The sequence below is a fragment of the Micromonospora sp. NPDC004551 genome, from assembly GCF_040609975.1.
In the GTDB taxonomy this organism is placed as follows: domain Bacteria; phylum Actinomycetota; class Actinomycetes; order Mycobacteriales; family Micromonosporaceae; genus Micromonospora.
In genome coordinates, this window is record NZ_JBEXLM010000022.1 from 1 (window position 1) to 16980 (window position 16980).

Here is a 16980-nt window from a genome sequence, read left to right on the forward strand (position 1 = left end):
CGCAACCGGACCGGCGCCGACACCCGACGGCCCGGCCAGCCCGGCCCCCGCGCCCGCAACCGGACCGGCGCCGACACCCGACGGCCCGGCCAGCCCGGCCCCCGCGCCCGCAACCGGACCGGCGCCGACACCCGACGGCCCGGCCAGCCGAGCCCCCGCGCCAACCGACCGGAGCCGGTTGCGCAGGGCGACCACCACCACGAGGTCGCCCAGCGCCAGCGCGGTCAGGACCAGCGCCCAGCCCGCGGCGGACGGCTCGGCGGCCGCCGCGGCCAGGGGCAGCACCGGCTGTGCGGTCAGCAGTGCCGCGAACCAGGGCACGGTCAACCGGCTCAGGCGCGCGTACCCGGCCGCGACCGCCGCGCCGACCCCCCCGACCAGCGCGGCGTACCGGCTGCCCGGCCAGCCGGCCACCCCGAACAGGTCCACCGACCAGGCGGCATACCCGTCGAGGAGCACCAGGAGCAGGCCCACGGCGGCGACGGTCTCGGCGGTGCCGCGCAGCCCGCGCGCCCGGGCCACCAGCGGCGCGGCGAGCGCCAGGGCGGTGACGGCGAGCAGGATCAGCGCCCGCCCGGCCACGCCGAACGCGGCCCAGGCGACCGCCGTGAAGACCACCGCCGCGGTGCCGAGCAGCAGTCCACCGAGGACGAACAGCAGGCTCTGCACGGCCCGGGTGGAGGTCTCGGCACCGCCGGGGCGGACCGGGACGGCGGCCGGCTGCGGGCGCACCGGCGGCGCGGGCGCGACCGGGCGCGACATCGGTGCGACCGGGCGCGGCGCCGGGATCTCCAGCCGGATCCGGGCGGCCAGCTCGGCCCGCCGCTGCCGGGCCGTGGACAGCCGGTCGGCCAGCTCCTGGTACGCGACCCGGGCCGCCTCGACCCGCGGGGTCAGCCCGGCGATCTCCCGGTCCAGCCGGACCACCTCGGCGGCCGGCGGGTACGGCGGGCGGCCGCACCCGGGACAGCCGGAGGCGAGATCGGCGGGGGCGCCGCAGCCGGGGCAGGGGTAGCCGGTGTTCTCCACCCCGCCAGCATCGGGGGCGGCGGGGCGGGCGGACAGAGTAGGCGTACCTAGGGTCGGGTGTGGTCGTGCACCCAGGCCGCGTAGCCGGGGTTGCCGCTCTCCACTCGGGTGACCAGGACCTCCGGCACCTCGTACGGATGGTTGGCGCGGATCTGGTCGACCAGCGCGTCCACCCGGTCCGGCGCGGTCTTGAACTGAACCGACCACTCGGCGGTGGTCTGGATCGCCGACTGCCACCAGTAGGTGCTGTCCACCTGCCCGCCGACCTGGGCGCACGCCGCCAGCCGGCCGGCGACGGCCGCGGCCGCCAGCACGTCCGCGACGGAGCGGGCGTCCACCACCGTCGTCACCACGCAGATCTGCTCCACCAGCGCACCCTACGTGGCGTTGCCGGCGGTCCGCTGCACGCGCACCGATCCGGTCTCAGCCGGCGGTCGCCCCGTCCCGGTTCGCGGCGATCCACCGGTCGATCCGGGCCCACCAGTCGAACAGCCAGTCGATGCGCTCCTGGCGGCCGACCGGCACCTCCTCGGGCGGCACCGACCAGAACCGCATCACGATCCGCTTGTCCATGGGCAGCTCGCGCCACACGTCAGCGACGGTGAGCATCTGGTCCAGCCCGGTGTGCGCCACGAAGATCACCCCGGCGTCCGGGGCGGCGTCGAGGGCGGCGAGCAGCCCGCCCGGCTGCGGGGCGAGCACGTGTTCCATCCGCTCGGCACGCCGCGCCATCCGCTCCAGACCGAGGGAGCGCAGCCGGGCGATGGCCCGCAGCCGGCGCTTCGGCGTGAAGTTGCCGCCCTCCGGGAAGATCACGAACGCGTCGTCGTCGTCCAGGCCGTCGGCGAGGTGGCCGATCTGCCGGATCACCGACTCCCGCCCGTCCGGCCCCGGCGCGATGAACCGGTTGGGAAGCCGGTTGAGCAGGACGTCGATCGCCGGATCCCACTGGAGGGTCTCCTTGAGCACGATCCGGGGCTCCCGGTGGAACCAGTTGACCAGGGCGTGGATCAGGATGAACGAGTCGCCCGGCCCGGCGTGCCGGCAGAGCACCAGCTCGGGGCGGCCGGGCAGGGCGGTGTCCGGGTCGGTGCCGACCACGTCGATACGCAGCCGCAGGGCCCAGCGGGCCTGCCAGAACAGGACCCGCAGAAAGTGACCCGCGAGCACGTAGTGGGCCCGCTGGAAGGCCGGCGACCGCTTGCGTGCGCCGAAGCCCGAGGCCAGCCAGAGCACGAAGAGGGCGAGCAGCGCGGCCGCGTCCCAGACCAGGTAGACCGTGCCGATCCAGAGCAGCCGCAGCGGGCGCAGCCGCCCCGGCACCAGCGGTGACGCGGCCAGGGCCAGCAGCGCCCAGGCCGGCAGGGTGGTCACCACGGTGACGGCGAGCAGCACCACGCCGGGCGCGAGCAGCAGCCGGCGTACCCACCGGGGTGGCAGCGGCATCAGCGTTCCAGCGCGGTGTCCAGGTAGCGGCGGGAGGCCGTGTACGCCCGGCTGATCCGCCGCCCCACCGCCGCCATGTCCCGGTAGGCCCAGGGGCTGTCGTCGCGCGGCTCCAGGCCGCCGGTCGGCAGCACGTGCACCTCCACGCCCTCCGGCAGCGCCGCCATCTCGCGGGCGAACCGGTGCCGGCGGGCGATCTCGAACGCCACCTGGGCGATCTCCCAGGGCCGGCGGGGCGGGGTCAGCTCGCGCTCGATCCGGCCCACCTGGAGCACGAAGATCTGCGTCGCGCCGGCCGCGACCGCCTCGCCGACGGGGATCGAGTTGACCACCCCGCCGTCGATGTAGTGCTGGCCGTCGATCTGGGTCGGCGGCAGCAGCCCGGGCACCGAGGCGGAGGCGAGGACCGCGGGCACCACGGGTCCGCTGTGGAACCAGTACTCGGCGGCGCGTTCGATGTTGGCCGCACAGCAGCGGAACGGCACCTTCAGATCGGCGAAGGTGGTGTCCTCACCCAGTTCGCTCTCCAGCAGCCGCCGCAGCGGACGGGGCGAGTGCAGGTGGGTGCGCGCCGCGAAGCGGCGCAGCTGCCGGGCGACCGAGTCGCCGTACACCTCGCTCGCCTCGGGCGAGGCCCAGAGCCGGACCAGCCGGTCGGTCACCGCCTCGCTGGGGTCGGCGGCGACCAGGGCGCCGTTGACCGCGCCGATCGAGGTGCCGAGGACCATGTCGGGCCGGATCCGGGCGCGGAACAGGGCGCGGAGCATGCCCACCTCGACGGCGCCGAGCACTCCCCCGCCGCCGAGCACGAACGCCACCGGACCACCTGCCATGCCGTTCATCCTGGCACGCGCCGCACAGTCCGCCCCGCCGAGCCGGTCCCCGGCACGCACCCCGTCACCGGGCGCGACGGGTACGGTGCGGGACGCGACCGGGGAACGGACAGCCGTTGACAGGCCGGACACATTCCCGCAACCTGATAGCGCTCCCAAGCCCAGGCAGGTGCGAAGTGAAGGCGACGCTGCACGCCGGCCGGCTGCTGGCCCGCAGGTACCGGCTCGTCGACCAGATCGGGGCCGGCGGCATGTCGGTGATCTGGCGCGCCCGCGACGAGGTGCTCGACCGGGTGGTGGCGGTGAAGGTGCTCGCCCCCTCGCTCGCCGCCGACGCCCGCTTCCGGGACATGGTGCGCGAGGAGGCCCGCTCGGCCGCCCAGCTCGTCCACCCGCACGTCACCGCCGTGCACGACTACGGCGAGACGGTCGCGCCGGACGGCTCGATCACCTCGTTCGTGGTGATGGAGCTGCTCACCGGCGAGGAGCTGGAACACCGGCTCACCGAGGGTCCGCTGCCCTGGCCGGCGGCCGTGGAGACCGGCGCGCAGGTGGCCGAGGCGGTGGCCGCCGCGCACCGGCTGGGCATCGTGCACCGGGACATCACCCCGTCGAACGTGATGATGACCCGGGTCGGCGCGAAGGTGCTCGACTTCGGCATCGCCACCCGGGTCGGCGCGCCCGACGAGGACGAGGACGGCGGCACGTTCGGCACTCCCGCGTACGTGGCGCCGGAGCGGCTGGACGGGGCCCCGGCGCAGCCCGCCACCGACGTCTACTCGCTGGGCGTGCTGCTGTTCGAGACGCTGACCGGGCAGCCGCCGTACCCGGCGGACACCTGGGAGGAGCTCAGCGCCGCGCTGGCCGAGGACGGTGCACCCACTCTGGACGGCGTATCCGGGCTGCCCGCGCCGGTCGCGGAGATCTGCCTGCGCTGTCTGGCCCGCGACCCGCGGCGGCGGCCCACCGCGCACCAGGTGGCGGCCGTGCTCCGCGACCAGTTGCTGCCCGCCGACCCGCAGGCGGCCACCATGCTGGCCCCGACCGTGACCCTGCCGGCGCTGCCCGCCCCGGCGCGACCGCCGGACGGCCCCGCGGCTCCCGCGCCGGCCGGCGCGTCCCGGCGCCGCCGGGCGCTGCCCCTGGTGGCGGCCGGCGTGGTGGTGGTCGCCGGCGCCGCGCTGCTGGTGCCCGCCCTCGTGCCGGACGGCACGGCGCCGCCCCGGGTGTCGCCGACCACCGGACCCGTGGTGGTCCCGTCCACCGCGCCCACCCCCGGCACGACGGCCGCCGCCACTCCCGGCCCGACCCGCCGCCCGCCCGGAACCGGCGGCGCGCCGACCCCGCCGGCCGGCGGGGACCTGGTGGAGGCGGCCCAGCGGATGGAGGGGCTCATCGAGGCCGGGCTGGCGGCCGGCCAGATCCGCACCGACGTCGGCGTGGACCTGCGCAACCTGTTGCGCAACGCCACGGCCGCGACCGGCGACGGCGCCCAGACCGACGCCGTGGACCGGCTCCGCGGGAAGATCGCCGACCGCCGGCGCGAGGGCAGCATCAGCCCCGGGTACGCCCGTCAGCTCGACGCCGCCGCCGCGGAACTCGCGACGGTTCGCACCTGAGGCGTCAACCGGCGGTGACCGGCGCCGCCTCGGGCCGGCCGATGGATCCGGCCCGGTCGGCCAGGAAGCTCCGGTAGACCCCCTCGTACCCGGCGGCCATCCGCTCGACCGAGAAGTGCTGCGCGACGTGCATGATGCAGTCGGCCGGGTTCAGGCGGGACACGTCGCGCAGGGCGGCCGGCAGTTCCTCCGCGCGGTCGCGGATCAGCCCGGTCACCCCGTCCCGGACCAGCTCCGGCACAGCGCCCCGGCGCAGCGCCACCACGGGCGTGCCGGTCGCCATCGCCTCCACCATCACCATGCCGAACGGCTCCGCCCACTGGATCGGCATGATGAGGCAGCGGGCGTCGTACAGCAGCCGCTGGGTGGCCTCCCGGTCGGCGTTGAGCACCACGGTGACGTCCTCGCCCAGCAGCGGCTCGACGACCTGCTCGAAGTAGCGCCGCTCGGCCGGCTCGTTGCACTTGCCGGCCATGGTCAGCGGCAGGCCGGCCTCGCGGCAGGCGCGGATCGCCACGTCGGGGCCCTTGTCCGGGCTGAACCGGGCCAGCCACAGCACCGGGCCACGGCCAGGGCTGCGTTTGCGCGGCACCTCCCGCAGCGCCATGGCGTTGTGCACCGTACCCACCCAGGGCAGCTCCGGGTTGGCGCGGCGCTGGGCGTGCGAGATCGCGACCAGGCCCACGCCCTCGTCGGTGTTGCTCAGCACCGTGCCGTACTCGCCCACCGGATTGCCGTGCACCGTGGCCACGGTGGGCACCCGGCGGCGGCCGGCGAGCAACGGGCCGATGGTGCTGTGGTCGTGCACCAGGTCGAAGTCGGCCGGGTCGACCAGCCGGTTCACGTGTGCCAGGTGGGCGAGCTCGGGCAGTGACTCGCCGAGCCGGTCGTACTGGAGGTCGGCGCAGGTGGAGACGAAGTCCCCCGCGGTGCCGTTCTCCCGGCCCGCACCGAACAGGGTCACCGCGTGCCCGCGGTCGACCAGGGCGTCGACCAGCCCGGCGACCAGGTGCTCCAGGCCGCCGTAGCCGGCCGGCGGCACGGACAACCAGGGCGGCACCACCATGGCGATCCGCAGGTGCCCGGACCGCGCGCGGTCCGGCGGCGGCTGGTTCACGGCCACGAGTCCTCCCCGATGGGTGCCCCGGCGTACGTGACCGGCGGCGGTTTCCCGGCGCTCCGAGCGGTAAACGGCGGCTCAGCCGGCCACCACGATCCGGTCGTGCACCTCCCGCACGCCCGGCGTGGCCCAGGCCGCGCGTTCCGCCTCCTCCCGCTGCCACCACGAGCGGACCACCCCGTCGAGCACCACCGTGTCCCCGCTGACCGCCACCTCGATGCGCTCGGTGCCGGTCCGCCGGAACAGCACGCGTTGCAGGTCGCGGCGGTTCTGCTCATCGCTGGGCGGGATGGGCGGGTGCACCTCGACCAGGTTGGTCACCCCGCGTACGCCCCGCAGCCGGCGCAGCTCCCGCTCGGCGGTGCGGCGCTGGAAGCCGTACTCCACCTCGCCGCGGAGCATGACCCAGCCGTCGGCGACGGTCACGTCCAGCCGCTCGGCGGGCACGAAGCTGTCCCACTCCAGCGCCCGGCTGGCCGCGATGGCGATGTCGGCGTCGGTGCGCACCTCGGCGGCCGGCAGCTCCACCTCCAGGTCGCTGGCGACCGCGCGGACGCCCCGTACGCGGTGCGCGCAGCGCTCGGCGGCCCAGCGCCGGGCGTAGCTGTCCACCTGGCCGGTCAGCGTGACCACGCCGTCGGCGACGGTCACCGCGATCTCGGTCGGCCGGGTCTGCGCGTCCCAGTCGAGCTCGGCGAGCACGTCCCGCTGGATGTCCTGGTCGGTACGGACGGCGGAGGTGGTCGTCATGCCCCGAGGGTGCCGCCGGAGGGGGTGAGCCCGGCTCACCCGGACCGGGTGAGAACGCGAAAAGGGGCGGCGGGCGACGGAACCAACCCCCTTGGCTCCGTCACCCGCCGCCCGTGGAGGAGGCAGGTCTGGTGTTAGGACGTCTCGGCGAGCGTCACGGTTGCCGTCTCGGTCGAACCGTTCCGCTTGAACTGGACCTCGACCCGGTCACCGACCTTGCCGGCCTGCACGGCGCCGACCAGGTCGTTGGAGTCGTTGATCACCTTGTCGCCGAACTTGGTGATGACGTCGCCCCGCTGGAGCCCGGCCTTCTCGGCGGCGCTGCCCGCGACCACGTCGGAGACCAGCGCGCCGCCGTCCTCCGCGCCGGCCACGCTGACCCCGAGGGACGGGTGGCTGACCTTCTCGCCGCGCTGGAGCTTCTCGGCGACGTCCTTGGCCTTGTTGCTCGGGATGGCGAAGCCGACCCCGATGTTGCCGTTGCTGCCCTGTCCGGCGGTGGCGATGGCGGTGTTGATGCCGATCACCTCGCCCCGGGTGTTGACCAGCGCGCCGCCGGAGTTGCCCGGGTTGATCGGGGCGTCGGTCTGGAGCAGGCCGGAGATCGAGCTGGCACCCTGCTGCGGGTTCTGCTGCTGGCCGCCCTCGCCGGCCTGGATCGTGCGGTCGCGGGCGCTCAGGATGCCGGCGGTCACCGAGCCCTGGAGACCGAGCGGGCTGCCCAGGGCGAGCACCTGGTCGCCGACCTGCATGGCGTCGCTGTCGCCGAACTTGGCCGCCTTGAGGTCGCTCACCCCGCTGGCCTTGACCACGCCCAGGTCGGTCTTCGGGTCGGTGCCGACGATCTTCGCCTGGGCGGTCTTGCCGTCGGCGAAGACGACCTTCACCGTGTCGCCGCTGGCGGACGCGACCACGTGGTTGTTGGTCAGCACGTACCCGTCGGCGCTGAGGATCACCCCGGAGCCCTCACCGCTGTCCGTCATGATCGTGACGATGCTGTCCTGGACGGCGGCCGCGATCTTCGGCAGGTCGGCGCTGTTGAGCACGGGAGCCGCCGAGTAGGTGCGCGTCACGGTCCCGTCGCCGTCGAGGGCGAGCGCGAGCGCGCCGCCGGCCACGCCGGAGCCGAGCATCAGCGCCAGCGCGAGCGCCCCGGCGCCGATGAACTTGCCGGCCCGGCTCGGCCGCGCCGGCTGCTGCGGGCCCCACGGGGGGACCGGCTGCCCGGCCTGGTGCTGCGGGTACGGCTGCTGCCCGGCCTGGTGCTGCGGGTACGGCTGCTGCCCAGCCTGGTGCTGCTGGTGCGCCTGGTACGGCGGGACCGGCCCGGCGGCCTGCGGCGCGTAGCCGGTGCCACCCTGGTGCGCCCAGCCGCCCTGGTGCTGCTGTCCCCCGTACCAGGGGTGCGGCTGCTGCGGCTGCCCCGAGACCGGGTACGGCGTGGTGGGCGGCGCGTACGGGCTGCTGGGCGCGCTCGTCTCGGTGTGCGCGCCCGGGACGGCGGTTCCGGCGGCCGGGGAGTCGGCCGGAACCGGCGCGGCGGCCGGGGGGACGGTGGGGTCCGACTGCCCGCTCTCGGCGCGGGGCAGCTCGGCGGTCGGGTGCGACGGCTCGGCGTCGGCGGGGGCCGGCGACCGCTGCGGATCGGTGTCGTGGTCGGTCATGACTACACCTTCTCCCCTGGCACTGCGACCAGCCTGGAACCACCCTGAATGTTTTCTGAAAGTCACTCGCCGGGCTCGGGCGCCTCGGGCAGCAGCGGCAGTTTCACCCGGAAGGTGGCCCCGCCGCCGGGCGTCTCGGCGACCTCGACGGTGCCGTGGTGCGCGGCCACCAGCGCGGCGACGATGGCCAGCCCGAGCCCGGTGCTGGTCGGCCCGCCCGCCCGCCGGGTACGCGCCGCGTCCACCCGGTAGAACCGCTCGAAGACCCGCTCGGCCTGCTCCGGCGTGAGACCGGGACCGGTGTCCGCCACCTCGACCACGGCCAGGTTGCCCGGCTCCGCCCGCAGCCGCAGGGTCACCGCGGCGTCCGGCGGGGTGTGGGTGAGCGCGTTGGTCATCAGGTTGCCGATGACCTGGCGCAGCCGGGCGTCGTCGCCGAGCACCACGAGCGGGCCGGCGCCCGGCTCGATCTCCAGCGTGATGGCGCGGTCCGGCTCCACGGCCCGGGCCGCCTGGACCGCGTCCGAGGCGAGCACGGGCAGCTCGACCGGGGCCAGCGCGATCGGGCGCTCCCGGTCCATCCGGGCCAGCAGGAGCAGGTCCTCGACGAGCAGCCCCATCCGGGACGCCTCGTCCTCGATCCGGCGCAGCAGGCCGGCGGTCTGCTCCGGCTGCCGGGCCGCGCCCTGCCGGTACAGCTCGGCGAAGCCCCGGATGGTGGTCAGCGGGGTACGCAGCTCGTGCGAGGCGTCCGCGATGAACTGCCGCATCCGCTCCTCGGAGCGGCGGGCCCGCGCCTCGGACGCCTGCGCCGCGGCGGCGGCGTCCCGGGCGCTCACCTCGGCGCTGCGCGCCGCGGCCTCGGAGGCGGCCCGCGCGGTGAACGCCGCCTCGATCTGGGCGAGCATGGCGTTCAGCGCCCGGGAGAGCCGGCCGAGCTCAGAGGTCGGGCAGGCCCGGCCCTCCTCGGGGTCGGGCACCCGCCGGGTGAGGTCGCCGCCGGCGATGGCCGCCGCGGTCCGCTCGATCTCCACGAGGGGCTTGAGACTGGTACGCACGATGCCCGCACCGACCGAGGCCAGGATGATCAGCACCGCCCCACCCACCAGCAGGTCGATCCAGACGAGCTGCCGGACGGACTGGTCAACGGCGGTGAGGTGCTGCCCGAAGGCGATGACCCGGCCGTCGGGTAGGTCCGTGTACAGCATCCGCCACCGGGTGCGACCGTCCAGCGAGCGGACGGTGAACGGCTCGCCCACCTGTTCCCGGTATCCGGCGAAGTCGGCCGGGAACGGCGGCAGCTCCTCGTCGCGGAGGCCGGCGTAGCGGGTGGGTGGGTCCACCGCCTGGCCCGGTGCCGCCTGGGCGGCCACGTAGTCCGACGGAATGTTGATCTTGACTGGATTCCCCGCGGCCTGGTCCAGCGACCGGGCCACGTTGGTGGCGCCGCCGCGGAGCTGGTCGTCGACCTGGCCGATGAGGTAGTCGCGGAGCAGGAAGGCGGTGAGCCCGCTGATCACCACGAGGGCCGCCGCCACCAGCGCCAGCACGGAGGTGACCAGCTTCACCCGCAGCGGGACGCTGCGCAGCCAGCCCTTCGCGTCGTGGACGGCGTTCACGCCGCCGGCTTGCGCAGCACGTACCCGACCCCGCGCAGGGTGTGGATCAGCCGGGGCTGGGTGTTGTCGACCTTGCGCCGCAGGTAGGAGATGTAGGACTCGACGATGTTGTCGTCGCCGCGGAAGTCGTAGTTCCAGACGTGGTCGAGGATCTGCGCCTTGGAGAGCACCCGGTTGGCGTTGAGCATGAGGTAGCGGAGCAGCTTGAACTCGGTCGGCGAGAGCTGCACCCGCTGGCCGGCCCGGTGCACCTCGTGGGTCTCCTCGTCCAGCTCCAGGTCGGCGAAGGTGAGCCGCGAGGGCGCGTGCTCGCCGGTGGCGGTGCGCCGCAGCACGGCCCGGATCCGGGCGGTCAGCTCCTCCAGGCTGAACGGCTTGGTGACGTAGTCGTCGCCGCCCAGGGTCAGCCCGCGGATCTTGTCGTCGGTGGCGTCCCGGGCGGTCAGGAAGACCACCGGGGTGCGCGTGCCGCCCTCGCGGAGCATCCGGATGACCTCGAAGCCGTCCAGGTCCGGCAGCATCACGTCGAGCACGACCAGGTCCGGCCGGTGGTCCTTGGCGGCGTTGAGCGCCGCGCTGCCGCTGGTCGCGGTGGCGACGTCGAAGCCGGCGAAGCGCAGGCTCGCGGAGAGCAGTTCGAGGATGTTGGGATCGTCCTCGACGACGAGCAGTCGGGCCTCGGTCTGGGTAGCCACCATGGCACCCATCATCCGCGCTCCGGCTGCGCCCGCGCTGGGTGGATCCTGGAAACAACCTGTGAGCCGCCGGGGGTGTCTCCCCCCGTGGGAGACACCCCCGTCAGCGGCCTAGCGGAGCAGCCGGCGCAGCCCGTCCAGGGCACCGTCGAGCAGCCGGATGGCCGTACGGAGCTGGCTGTCGGTGAGCCGGCCGGCCCGTACCAGCGCGCCGACCTCGACGGTGAACGCGGCCAGCCGCTGGTCGAACTCGGCGAGCACGGGCGACTCGCCGGCCGGGCCGGGGACCCCGTTGCTCGGCGGGCGGGTGGTCGGCGGCGGGGGCGCCCAGCGGGCCTGCCGGGTCTGCCGGGCCGCCTCGCGCAGCTCCCGCTTGAGGTCGCGCACCGAGCCGCGTACCTCGGTGCGGATCTCGCCGGCCAGCGAGGAGAGGTCCTCGACGGAGGCCGTGATGTCCGATTCGAGGGTGGCCAGCTCGTCGGCCCGTTGCCGCAGCTCGGCCCGGCCCGCGTCGGTGATCTCGTAGACCTTGCGGCCGCCGGCGGCGGTGTGGCTGACCAGCCCCTCCACCTCCAGCCGTTGGAGCCGGGGGTAGATGGTGCCGGCGCTGGGCGCGTAGAGGCCGAGGAACCGGTCCTCGAGCAGGCGGATCAGCTCGTAACCGTGCTTCGGGCCGTCGTCGAGCAGCTTGAGCAGGTAGAGCCGGAGCCGCCCGTGACTGAACACGGCGGTCACGGCAGCTCCTCCACGTCGTCGGCGCCCTCGACGGGACGGGCGAGCAGCGCGATGCTGCCGGATGTCGCGGACGCCCAGAGCTTACCGGCGCCCCCACCGAGCACTCCGTGGCTGTCCTTCACCGCGCCGAACCCGTGCTGGCCGCCGCAGACCTGCGGGAAGCCGCTGGTGATCCGGCCGGAGGTGGTGTGCAGGTGAACGGTGAGGTCGCTGTCCTCGCGGACCCGGACGGTGATGCTGCCGGAGATGGCGCTGAGCCGGATCTCGCTGCCCCGCGGGTTGTCCAGGTCGCAGGTGATCGACCCCGAGACGGCGTGGGCACGCACCCGTTCGGGCGCGCTGTCGGCGAGGATCAGCTCGCCGGAGACCGTCTCCAGGTTGAGGTCGCCGCCGACGCCGAGCGCCTCGACCGGGCCGGAGGTGACCTTCGCGGACGTGCGACCCCGCAGCCCCATGAGGGTTACCTGGCCGGAGGTGACGTCGACCCGGGTGTCCCGGCGCAGGCCGGAGGCGACCAGCGAACCGTCCACCAGGTGCAGGTCGGCCAGCACGTGGGCGGGGACGGCGATGGAGACCTCGGCCCGGAACCGCCGGCCGAGCTGGCCGAGCCACCAGAGCACCCCGGGCCAGCGGGGCATCCGCTCGTGGGCGACGGTGAGCCGGCCGTCGCGCAGCTCGACGAGGACGGGCCGGCGGCTGATCCGGGTGACGTCCACCCGGGTCGGGCCGTCGGTGGCGACCACGTTGAGTCGGCCGCTGACGAGGCGGACGTCCAGCTGAGTGACCGGCTCGTCCAGGGTGAGCCGTTGCGGGTTGTCGACCGTCCAGCTGGTCATGGCGTCCTCCCCTCGGTGACGCGCCGATCGGTGGCGCGTCGAGTGATGAGAGGAGCATAACGCGATACATCGCGACTGAACAAGACTGTCGCGACTGTGTCGCGTTTGCGTCAGGCCGCCAGGTCCAGCCCCACCTCCGCGCCGGCCGGGACCGGCGCCACCGGCCGGACGAGCCGCACGCCGACCACGGCACGCCGGACGGGCGCGCGGACCGGGGCCGGGTGGACGGCCGACTCGGCCGCCCGGGCCAGCACCCGCCGGTCCGCACCGGCGGCCGGGTGCAGCGCGGCGGCCACCGTCACGGCCACGGTCAGGTCCCGGGCGCCCAGCACTCGCCGGACCGACTCCCAGAGCGTCTCGTCGCCGAGGAAGGCGGGCAGGGTGCTCGCGTCGCCGGCGTACCGGTAGGCGAGCCGGAACGGGACGACCGGCGCGCCGGCGTCCACCGCGGCCTGGAACACGGCCGGCCGGAACCCGCGACCGGGCCGGCAGCCGGCGGCCGCGCCGCACCAGGTCGTGCCCTCGGGGAACACCGCAACGGAATGCCCCGCGCGCAGCGCGCCGGCCACCCGGCCGACGGTTGCCGGCAGGTCACGCGGCCGGGAGCGGTCGACGAAGACCGTGCCGGCCGCGGCGGCCAGCGGGCCCAGCACCGGCCAGTCGCGGACCTCGCGCTTCGCCAGCATCCGGGCCGGGGACACCGCGAGCACCGCGAGGATGTCCAGCCAGGACACGTGATTGGCGACCAGCAGCGCCCGCGCGCGGGGCAGCCGGCCCCGGACCACCAGCCGCACGCCGAGGGCCCGCAGCGTCCCCCGGGCCCAGCCGCGCAGCGCGGCCCGCCGGTCGCGGGCCGGCAGCAGCGGCAGCAGCGCGGCCAGGCCGACCCCGGCCAGCAGCATCCCGACCACGCCGAGCAGCCGCCCCACCCGGCGCGGCAGCGACACGTCCGGCGCGGTGGCCACCGGCAGGCAGACCGGCCCGCAGCCCGAGGCGGGGCGCCAGAGATCGTCGCCGGTCACGACGCCTCGCCCAGGAAGTGCCGCAGGTAGCGGGGGTTCATCCGGTCCAGCGAGAACAGCACGTAGAAGTCGGCGCAGGCGAAGTCCGGGTCGTACGCCGGCTCACCGCAGACCCAGGCGCCGAGCCGCAGGTAGCCGCGGAGCAGCGGCGGGACCAGGGCGCGCCGCCCGGCGGGCGACAACTCCGACTCCGCGGCGGCCGGCGCCTCGGCGAACCAGGGGCGGCGGGGCGTCACGCGCAGCGGCGGCGGGGCCAGGTGCCGGGCGGTGACCTGGGACCAGACCTCGGCGGCCGCGATTCCGCCGTCGGCCACCGGCACCGAGGCGCAGCCGCCCAGCCACCGGGAGCCGCGCAGGTGCAGGTAGCGGGTGATCCCGGCCCACATCAGGTTGATCACGGCGCCGGAGCGGTGGTCCGGGTGCACGCAGGACCGGCCCGCCTCGACCAGGCTGTCGCGGAGCGGGGCCAGCGCGGTCAGGTCGAACTCACCGTCGGCGTACCGGCGGTCGGTGCGTCCGGGCGGCAGCAGCCGGTAGGTGCCGACCACCTCGTCGGTGCCCTCGCGCAGCACGACCAGGTGGTCGCAGTGGGCGTCGAACTCGTCGGCGTCGAGCCCCGCGGCCCCCGGGTGCAGGGTGGCGCCGAGTTCGCTGGCGAACACCTCGTGACGCAGGCGTTGCGCGGCCGCGACCAGGGTCGGGTCGTCGGCGATCAGCAGGGTGTATCCGCTGGTCGTGAGGGGTGCGCCAGCGGCGTGCAGAACGGCCATGGGTATCTGTGTAGGGGGCCTGGGTGCCGACCCTGGGGATGAAAGATGTCAATCCGGTGAACGCCGGTCGGCACTCCGGCACACCCCCTCACCTGCGGCGGGCCGGCGCCGCCGTGCGAGGCTGCCGGGGCGGACCCGGCGACGAGGCCGGCGTCGGACCCCCGGAGGTGCCAGGTGATCATCGAGTCCCGTTTCCACGGACCGGACGGCTCGGGCAACGGCGGCTGGAGCGCCGGGATCTTCGCCGCCGCGGTGGACGACCGGGGCCCGGTCGAGGTCACCCTGCGCAGGCCGCCTCCGCTGGAGACCCCGCTGACGGTGGTCGACGGCGAGGTCCGCGACCCGGACGGCCAGGTGATCGCCCAGGTACGCCGGGTCGAGCCGGTCCGCGCCGTGGTCCCGCCGGTGGACCGGCCCACGGCCGAGGCGGCCGCGAAGGCGTACCCGGGTCTCGTGGACCACCCCTTCCCCGGGTGCTACGTCTGCGGTCCCGAGAACCCGGCGGGACTGCGGATCTTCCCGGGCCGGCTGCCGGACGGGCGGACCGCCGCGCCGTTCCGGGCCCCGGCCGAGGTGGTGCCGGCGACCGTCTGGGCGGCGCTGGACTGCCCCGGCGGCTGGGCGGTGATCGCGCCCGGTCGCCCGTACGTCCTGGGCCGGATCGCCGCGCAGGTCACGGCGCTGCCGCGCCCCGGCGACGAGTGCGTGGTGACCGGGGCCATGGTCGGCGGCGAGGGGCGCAAGGCCGAGGTGCACTCCAGCCTGTACGGCCCGGACGGCACGCTGCTCGGCCAGGCGCAGGCCACCTGGATCGCGCTGCCGCCGGCCTGACCTCTCCTCCCTGCGGATGATCCGCTCCTGCCCCCGGGGGAGGAGGGCGTACGCATCCCGCCTGATTGACCCCCTTGCGCCGGGTTGGAAGGCTGTGCTCGGCGCCCCGCAACGGCGCCCCCACCGGCGTGCCCAGAAGCCCGCCGTGGCAGGAGAGGAGAACGATGTCCGACGGGCAGTGGAGCCCCAACGCCGGGACCGGCCAGATCGTGGTGTCCGGACTGACGAAGGAATACAAGAACGTCCGGGCGGTGGACAACCTGTCCTTCACCGTCCAGCCGGGGCGGGTCACCGGCTTCCTCGGCCCGAACGGCGCCGGTAAGACGACCACGCTGCGCATGCTGCTCAACCTGGTCACGCCGACCGCGGGCGAGGCCACCATCGGCGGCCACCGGTACGCCGACCTGGCCGACCCGCTGCGCACGGTGGGGGCGGTGCTGGAGGCGTCCAGCGCGCACAAGGGCCGCACCGGCATCAACCACCTGCGGGTGATCTGCGCGGCGGCCGGCCTGCCCCGGGGGCGCGCCGACGAGGCGCTCGCCCTGGTCGGGCTGACCCCGGCCGCGAAGCGCAAGTTCAAGGGCTACTCGCTGGGCATGAAGCAGCGGCTCGGCATCGCCGCCGCCATGCTGGGCGATCCGCGGCTGCTGATCCTCGACGAGCCGGCCAACGGCCTGGACCCGGAGGGGATCCGCTGGATGCGCGGCTTCCTCAAGGGGCTGGCCGCCGAGGGCCGCACCGTGCTGGTCTCCAGCCACCTGCTCTCCGAGATGCAGCTGCTGGCCGACGACGTGGTGATCATCGCGGCCGGCAAACTGGTCCGGCAGGGGCCGGTCGAGCAGGTGATCGGCTCGATGACGCACGGCGCCCGGATCCGGGTGCGCACGCCGCAGGCGGACGAGCTGACCGCGGCGCTGCGCGAGCAGGCGGCCACGGTGAACGCGGACGCGCACGGCGCGCTGCTGGTGACCGGGGTCGACGCGCCGACGGTCGGCCGGGTGGCACTGGCCGCCAAGGTGGAGCTGCACGAGCTGACCACCGAACGCCCCGACCTGGAAGGTGTCTTCCTGGAGCTGACGGCCGGAAAGGCGGAGATCCGATGAACCTGGTCCGATCCGAGCTGCTCAAGATCCGTACCACCAGCACCTGGTGGGTCTTCGCGCTGATCACGGTGCCGCTCTGGGCCCTCGCCATGGCCTTCAACTGGCTGCAGACCGAGGCCCTGACCAGCGGGAACATCGGCGACGTGCCGGCCGACCAGGCCGACCAGGTGCAGGCCGTCTCCAGCGCCGACAGCCTGGCCGCCAACCTCTACACCAACGGCCAGTTCTTCGGGCTGCTCATCGTCATGCTGCTCGGCATCGTGGTGGTGACCAGCGAGTTCTTCCACCAGACGGTGACCACCACGTTCCTCACCGCGCCGCACCGCACCGCCGTGATGGTGGCCAAGCTGGTCGCCGCCGGCGTGCTGGCGCTGCTCTTCTGGCTGGGCACCACGGTGCTGAACCTGGTCTTCGCACCGCTGATCCTGAGCGCCACCGACGTCGGCGCCCAGTTCGGCAGCGGCGCGGTCTGGCGGGCGGTGGCCCTCAACGGGCTGGCCTACCTGCTCTGGTCGGTGCTCGGCGTCGGGCTCGGCGTGCTGATCCGCAGCCAGATCGGCGCCACGGTGACCGGCATCCTGCTCTACCTGGGCGGCGCCATCGGCGCGGCCATCGCCATCGGGCTGCTGGCCGCGAAGTTCGGTGACTGGATCAACCAGCTCCAGTTGCTGGTGCCGTCGCTCGCGTCGTCGCTGATGGTGAGCGGCGCCGAGATCCCGGGCAACCCCCCGCGCTGGGCGGGGGCCGCCGTGCTGGTCGGCTACGCCGCCGTGGCCGGCGTGATCGGCGTGCTGACCATCCGGCGCCGCGACATCTCCTGAGCGAGTTGTCCGGGACGGCCCCGGCCGGTGACCGAGCGTCACCGGCCGGGGCCGTCCGCGTCTAGCAGGAGTGGCCGGACCCACGCA

Annotated in this window: 16 protein-coding genes and 1 pseudogene; 4 read left to right on the forward strand and 13 right to left on the reverse strand. The window is 75.0% G+C overall.

Features of this window, described 5'->3' with window-relative positions; all coding sequences use genetic code 11:
• From ABZW14_RS23480 to ABZW14_RS23495, 4 genes and pseudogenes are all read right to left on the reverse strand, one after another.
• Positions 1–1029, reverse strand: a pseudogene (locus ABZW14_RS23480) (hypothetical protein); the annotation flags it as partial.
• A gap of 47 nt (positions 1030–1076) precedes the next feature.
• On the reverse strand, positions 1077–1397 hold the full coding sequence (gene cutA / locus ABZW14_RS23485) for a divalent-cation tolerance protein CutA (protein WP_355350277.1): 321 nt from the start codon (positions 1395–1397) through the stop codon (positions 1077–1079).
• A 55-nt stretch (positions 1398–1452) separates the two neighbouring features.
• Entirely contained in the window at positions 1453–2475 is a 1023-nt protein-coding gene (locus tag ABZW14_RS23490; protein ID WP_355350280.1) for a 1-acyl-sn-glycerol-3-phosphate acyltransferase, read from the reverse strand.
• Positions 2475–3308: a patatin-like phospholipase family protein gene (locus ABZW14_RS23495; RefSeq protein ID WP_355350284.1), complete on the reverse strand. Its 834-nt coding sequence runs from the start codon at positions 3306–3308 to the stop codon at positions 2475–2477. The genes ABZW14_RS23490 and ABZW14_RS23495 overlap by 1 nt, the downstream gene beginning before the upstream one ends.
• Before the next feature lie 176 nt (positions 3309–3484).
• Between ABZW14_RS23495 and ABZW14_RS23500 the strand changes: the two genes are divergently transcribed.
• Complete coding sequence (locus tag ABZW14_RS23500) at positions 3485–4927, forward strand: protein kinase (protein WP_355350287.1); 1443 nt, start codon at positions 3485–3487, stop codon at positions 4925–4927.
• A gap of 4 nt (positions 4928–4931) precedes the next feature.
• Here ABZW14_RS23500 and ABZW14_RS23505 read toward each other — a convergent pair whose 3' ends face one another.
• The 9 genes from ABZW14_RS23505 to ABZW14_RS23545 form a co-directional block, all read right to left on the reverse strand.
• Positions 4932–6050, reverse strand: a complete 1119-nt coding sequence (locus ABZW14_RS23505; RefSeq protein WP_355350290.1) for a glycosyltransferase family 4 protein — start codon at positions 6048–6050, stop codon at positions 4932–4934.
• A 75-nt stretch (positions 6051–6125) separates the two neighbouring features.
• Complete coding sequence (locus ABZW14_RS23510) at positions 6126–6797, reverse strand: BON domain-containing protein (protein ID WP_355350293.1); 672 nt, start codon at positions 6795–6797, stop codon at positions 6126–6128.
• Positions 6798–6931: 134 nt separating this feature from the next.
• Positions 6932–8461, reverse strand: a complete 1530-nt coding sequence (locus tag ABZW14_RS23515; protein ID WP_355350296.1) for a trypsin-like peptidase domain-containing protein — start codon at positions 8459–8461, stop codon at positions 6932–6934.
• 62 nt (positions 8462–8523) lie between these two features.
• On the reverse strand, positions 8524–10080 hold the full coding sequence (locus ABZW14_RS23520; RefSeq protein ID WP_355350299.1) for an ATP-binding protein: 1557 nt from the start codon (positions 10078–10080) through the stop codon (positions 8524–8526).
• Positions 10077–10778: a response regulator transcription factor gene (locus ABZW14_RS23525; RefSeq protein WP_046571468.1), complete on the reverse strand. Its 702-nt coding sequence runs from the start codon at positions 10776–10778 to the stop codon at positions 10077–10079. Before ABZW14_RS23525 ends, ABZW14_RS23520 begins: the two co-directional genes overlap by 4 nt.
• A gap of 108 nt (positions 10779–10886) precedes the next feature.
• Entirely contained in the window at positions 10887–11510 is a 624-nt protein-coding gene (locus tag ABZW14_RS23530; protein ID WP_355350302.1) for a PadR family transcriptional regulator, read from the reverse strand.
• Positions 11507–12346, reverse strand: a complete 840-nt coding sequence (locus ABZW14_RS23535; RefSeq protein ID WP_355350305.1) for a DUF4097 family beta strand repeat-containing protein — start codon at positions 12344–12346, stop codon at positions 11507–11509. Before ABZW14_RS23535 ends, ABZW14_RS23530 begins: the two co-directional genes overlap by 4 nt.
• 110 nt (positions 12347–12456) lie before the next feature.
• Positions 12457–13368 carry a lysophospholipid acyltransferase family protein gene (locus ABZW14_RS23540; RefSeq protein WP_355350308.1) on the reverse strand — a complete coding sequence of 304 codons (912 nt, stop codon included), beginning with the start codon at positions 13366–13368 and terminating at the stop codon, positions 12457–12459.
• Entirely contained in the window at positions 13365–14138 is a 774-nt protein-coding gene (locus tag ABZW14_RS23545; protein WP_355350311.1) for a GNAT family N-acyltransferase, read from the reverse strand. The genes ABZW14_RS23540 and ABZW14_RS23545 overlap by 4 nt, the downstream gene beginning before the upstream one ends.
• A 174-nt stretch (positions 14139–14312) precedes the next feature.
• Between ABZW14_RS23545 and ABZW14_RS23550 the strand changes: the two genes are divergently transcribed.
• The 3 genes from ABZW14_RS23550 (at position 14313) to ABZW14_RS23560 (ending at position 16893) form a co-directional block, all read left to right on the forward strand.
• On the forward strand, positions 14313–14969 hold the full coding sequence (locus tag ABZW14_RS23550; RefSeq protein ID WP_355350313.1) for a hypothetical protein: 657 nt from the start codon (positions 14313–14315) through the stop codon (positions 14967–14969).
• 164 nt (positions 14970–15133) lie between these two features.
• Entirely contained in the window at positions 15134–16072 is a 939-nt protein-coding gene (locus ABZW14_RS23555) for an ATP-binding cassette domain-containing protein (RefSeq protein WP_355350316.1), read from the forward strand.
• Entirely contained in the window at positions 16069–16893 is an 825-nt protein-coding gene (locus ABZW14_RS23560) for an ABC transporter permease (RefSeq protein ID WP_355350319.1), read from the forward strand. Before ABZW14_RS23555 ends, ABZW14_RS23560 begins: the two co-directional genes overlap by 4 nt.
• Positions 16894–16980 lie beyond the last annotated feature (87 nt).